We start from the raw sequence: 4563 nt of genomic DNA on the forward strand, positions 1-4563 counted from the left end.
ATGCTCCATAAACGCTAAGATTTGAGCTAATGGGTAAGTCATATCGCGTCATATCGCCTTCTCGATGAAAAGAAAGCTTACCGATATCAATACCCATTATCCCCATCGGTCGGTAGCCCGTTTGGTTTTTGTTCTCAAATTGCAATACGATATTTAAGCCAAGGTGGTTTTCTAATATCCCCATTTTGTCAAATGATGCCGCTCCAACCCTTTCATGTCGCCACGAGTAGACAATTTGCCGGTTTCGATCAAAGTAAACTTCCGCATCTTGAGGTTTAAGTAAGAAAAGCAACCACGCTCCTAAAGATAAAGCGCACATCAGGGCAAGGAAGCCTGTCGTTGAGAGAAAACTATCTAATTTTCCTAGTTGCTTAAGTGCTCTCATATGAGTAGACAGTGTCACATCACCGTCTTGCTCAAAATAGATGCGGTAGCCTTGAATTTGCTTTTCATTCTCAGCTAGCCTTCGGTGATAATATACCTCTTCTTCTACGTCGCCTTCATTTTTGGCATCTTGAATCCATCGTTTGTAATCGGAATTTCTACCTTGATGAAATTCAATCATACGCTCAGCTCGAGCCTTTTGAGACTCAAAGTTATATTTGTAGCTGGAATCGTAGATAAAATACAGGGTTAATATGGTTAGCATCAGCATCCATGGCAYGACAATGGTATTTCGGCGAGTATGATAACCAGTCCTTAACGTCAACAGATGGTCATTGACCGTCATAAAGGGTTCGAGCGGGTCTTTCATCGGGACGACRATCACTTCTGCTCGAAATTGCGSCCACCATTTTGAAAAAGGTTGCGCTTTGGTTGTGAATATTCCTTTAGAGCCGCGATTCATTTATTTTCTCAACACTCCATTATGTCCAAAAAAGTATTTACATAGCCAATGGTTTAATAACATTCTTCTTGTGGAGCTCGACTAAATTCTCACTTGCGTCAAGCACCATTTCTAATCTCTGGTCAAAGTTGTTGGGCTTCTTGTCATCGAACAGGAAAAAGCGTGCAGCGCCAATACGGCCCCAACGCCATGTTGTAAACAATACCCGACGTCGGTCAAAATAAATCTCAGCATCTCTGGGCTTTATAACCACGACACCAAAAAAAATTACAGTGAGCATTAAATAAAAACCAAACCCTACCAGTTTAGCTACGGGACCAGATAAATTACCTTATAGGTACCTACTCTCTAGGTAGGTAAATATGGTTGGGTCACCTTCTTTTTCTGCATAAACCCTATAACTTTTAATCAATTGGTCATAGTCTTTAACTCTACCTGAATAGTATTTCTCGCCTTCTGAATTATTGTCCTTTTTTGCTTCTAGAAGCCACTCTTCTATTTGTTCTTTATCTTTCTGTCGAAGTTCAATTTTATCGATAGCAAATTGTTTTTCCCAAGCTAGGTCCGGTATTGCCTCAGACCAAACATAAGTAAGAAAAATCGAAACGATCAACCACGGTAACGCAACCATATTTCTCCGTTTATGAAATCCAGTACGGACGGTTAAGATGTCATCATTGACGGACATGGTAGGTTCCAATGGGGCTTCCATTGGCAGCACGATCACTTCCGCTCGAAATTGCGCCCGCCATTTAGAAAAGTCCCTTTACGCGCCGTTATTTAGTGGGAATTTCTTGTATATCGCCGACTTATAAAGGCAAAAAAAGACCTAATGGGATGCTTCGCCTCACTCCCAGTACAGCTTCAAATGAGCCATGATGTGTACGAACATACATCAAATCAAATGAGACCTTATATGACCCCGTTTGGTTTGCGTTTAGTGATGAAATGGCTCAATTCACAACTTTAAGATTCGCATACAGTTCAGGAAGAATGTGCTCATGTTCGAGTAACTTTTCTAATCGTTCTTCAAAGGGCTCTGGCCTTTTGTCGATACAGAAGTAAGAGTGTGATTCTGAACGGCGAAAACTTTCTCCAGTTATGACGGCGCTCTTTCCATTGTCCATGAAGTTAAATATTTGCGCTAAGAAGTAATCATTATCTTTTTCAGTGTTGAAGTGCACTTTGCCTGTTGGCTGAACTATGATTGGCACTACGTCATAGCCGCCTTTACGCTTCTTATTTTCACTATACAGGTAAAGCTCCATCCCTGTTTTACGCTCTAGAAAGCCTAAATTCTCGAATCGACAGGCAGCTAATCTTCCAAAGAACCAAGTATACACAATCTGGCGTTTTCGATCGAAATAAATATTGGCAGGCTTTGGGGTTCTGATGAAAAACACCGTAAAGTATGCGGTGAGAGATAAGACTATCGCCGAAAGAATTGAGTAAGTAACCAGAAACTCACGTTGTGTCTCAGTTCCGTGAACTAGTACCGCTTTTATATAACCGAAAAGAGAGTAACGGCCATCTTCTCCAAACATCAATTTGTAATATTCATAATTTTCTTGGTGATAACTACTAAATGATTGTCCCTGAAGTTCCATTTCTTGATATCTAGCGATCCTTTCTAAACCAGTGTGAATTGAAGCAGAGTCGGACCCCAATTTCCCAACAAAAAGGAATGATAAAACCCAAAGCCCAACAACCAAGGGCAAGAGATAAGCAAATCTCAACCCGTTTTTTGCATCTCGCACGGATAGAACATCATCAGTGACTGCCATGAAAGGCTCCTGCGGGTCATCTGAAGGCTGAATTGCTTTAAAATGGGAAGAGAGCGACTCTCGCCACTTGATGAGCCTCTGTGGGTATTGATATTTGACCAAGAAACCTTGGTTATTAGATCTTTTCATTTCTCATCCTGTTATATGCTGCTTGGCTTGTCGTCTACCATGCCATAATACGTTTTTTCTAGTTCGCCTTCAGAGGTCAGCATTTTCATGGAGTGCCAGTCTTAGTAACACAGAGAGTATTTCGCCCTCTTCTAATACAATCGGAAGCGTGTGCGCCAACACATGGTATTGGCCACGTTCATTGTCATTTGGTCAGAAAGGCGCGCGACGCCTTTACCTTCAATGAGCACATCCGGCGAAGCAGAAATAAACTCTGCTTCAGCTTCAATAGTACAGGAAGATATACCTTTCTTATCGCCGCCTGCATCACCCCTACTTTTTGAAAACGTACTGCCTTTTAGCGCTTTGCTATTACCTCCATCTGCACTAACCGAGGTTGAACCACCCGATAAATCCGCCRATTTAGCATTGCTTTAATAGTGTATGTCTTCACGTCTCTCATCCACATTTAAAGTCCTATATCGCATGCCCTTTGGGCCTACGGGTTTGGTAGTGATRGACTAAGTCACCTTCTGCCTTCAATGCTGCATCTACACGTGCTTCAAAGTTTTCTGGCTTAGGATCTACTCGCCAGAATAACTTTGCAGGTTCGCGATTAAATGACGGCACTGTGATGACGGCTTCTTTGCCATGGTCCATAAAGGCGAGAATTTGTGCTAATGGGTAGGTGGTATCGGCTTCGGTATGAAAAGCGAGCTTACCGGTATCAATGCCGACAATCGCCATCGGGCGGTAGCCCGTTTGGTTTTTGTTCTCAAATTGCAATACGATATTTAAGCCAAGGTGGTTTTCTAATATCCCCACTTTGTCAAATGATGCCGCTCCAACCCTTCCATGTCGCCACGAGTAGACAATTTGCCGGTTTCGATCAAAGTAAACTTCCGCGTCTTGAGGTTTCAACAAGAAAAGTAACCACATACCTAAAGATAAAGCGCCCATGAACGAAAAAAGGCCAATACCGAAAAGGAAATAATCTAGCTCTCCAAGTTGCTTAAGCGCTCTCATATGAGTAAACAATGTCACAYTACCGTCTTGCTCAAAATAGACACTGTAGGCTTGAATTTGTTCTTCTTCCTCTAGAATCCAGTGTTTATACTTAGTCGCTTTTTCTTTATATCCTTCCTTCTCGGCTCTCTGAGCCCACTTATCGTAATCAGCTCTCCTTTCTTGATGAAAATCAATCATACGCGCTGCCTGAGCCTTGTGAGCTTCAAAATCATATTGGTAGCTAGAATCGTAGATAAAATACAGGGTCAATACGGTTAGCATCAGCATCCATGGCACGACAATGGTATTTCGGCGAGTATGATAACCAGTCCTTAACGTCAACAGATGGTCATTGACCGTCATAAACGGTTCGAGCGGGTCTTTCATCGGGACGACGATCACTTCTGCTCGAAATCGCGGCCACCATTTTGAAAAAGGTTGCGCTTTGGTTGTGAATATTCCTTTAGAGCCGCGATTCATTATTTTCCCCAAGGTGTTGAGTTTGGTTTTTCATCAAGCATGCCTACTTGACTCGTGCTTATGTAGCCGCTGTTGGTTAAATAGCGTTTTGGCACAATGGTGTTTGGTGTCGGTTCGTAACACCAGATCAGACGCGCTGGATGCGAAAACTCGACATTGACCGTGACATGCAGACCGTCTTCTTTGGCGATACATAACGTCCTATCTTCAAATGCCGCCGCCAATGCACTCCTGAAGGTTTCGGTCATGGCCTTATCGGGATCAGGGACTGAGTAAGCCGCGTATTTGGCATCATCCAGTACACGATAAATCGAGCCATGCAGTTGAGATACGTTC

Annotated in this window: 6 protein-coding genes and 1 pseudogene; all 7 read right to left on the reverse strand. The window is 42.7% G+C overall.

All coding sequences use genetic code 11. The features are described 5' to 3' along the window. A partial coding sequence (locus tag L4D74_RS24835) for a hypothetical protein (protein ID WP_428755061.1) occupies positions 1-847 on the reverse strand: 847 nt, incomplete at its 3' end. Positions 848-884: 37 nt separating this feature from the next. Next, positions 885-1127, reverse strand: a complete 243-nt coding sequence (locus L4D74_RS24840) for a hypothetical protein (RefSeq protein ID WP_428755063.1) — start codon at positions 1125-1127, stop codon at positions 885-887. 51 nt (positions 1128-1178) lie between these two features. Then, entirely contained in the window at positions 1179-1568 is a 390-nt protein-coding gene (locus L4D74_RS24845; protein ID WP_428755064.1) for a hypothetical protein, read from the reverse strand. A gap of 232 nt (positions 1569-1800) precedes the next feature. Beyond that, positions 1801-2760 carry a hypothetical protein gene (locus tag L4D74_RS24850; RefSeq protein ID WP_265677976.1) on the reverse strand — a complete coding sequence of 320 codons (960 nt, stop codon included), beginning with the start codon at positions 2758-2760 and terminating at the stop codon, positions 1801-1803. Positions 2761-2918: 158 nt separating this feature from the next. Beyond that, positions 2919-3173 (reverse strand): annotated as a pseudogene (locus L4D74_RS24855) (PAAR-like domain-containing protein); the annotation flags it as partial. 43 nt (positions 3174-3216) lie between these two features. Then, the gene (locus L4D74_RS24860; RefSeq protein ID WP_428755066.1) at positions 3217-4227 is read right to left on the reverse strand and encodes a hypothetical protein; all 1011 of its coding nucleotides are present in this window, start codon (positions 4225-4227) and stop codon (positions 3217-3219) included. Further along, on the reverse strand, positions 4227-4563 hold a 337-nt coding region (locus L4D74_RS24865; RefSeq protein ID WP_428755068.1), incomplete at its 5' end, for a hypothetical protein. The genes L4D74_RS24860 and L4D74_RS24865, both read right to left, overlap by 1 nt.

The sequence above is a fragment of the Vibrio cionasavignyae genome (assembly GCF_050337155.1).
Classification (GTDB): domain Bacteria; phylum Pseudomonadota; class Gammaproteobacteria; order Enterobacterales; family Vibrionaceae; genus Vibrio; species Vibrio nomapromontoriensis.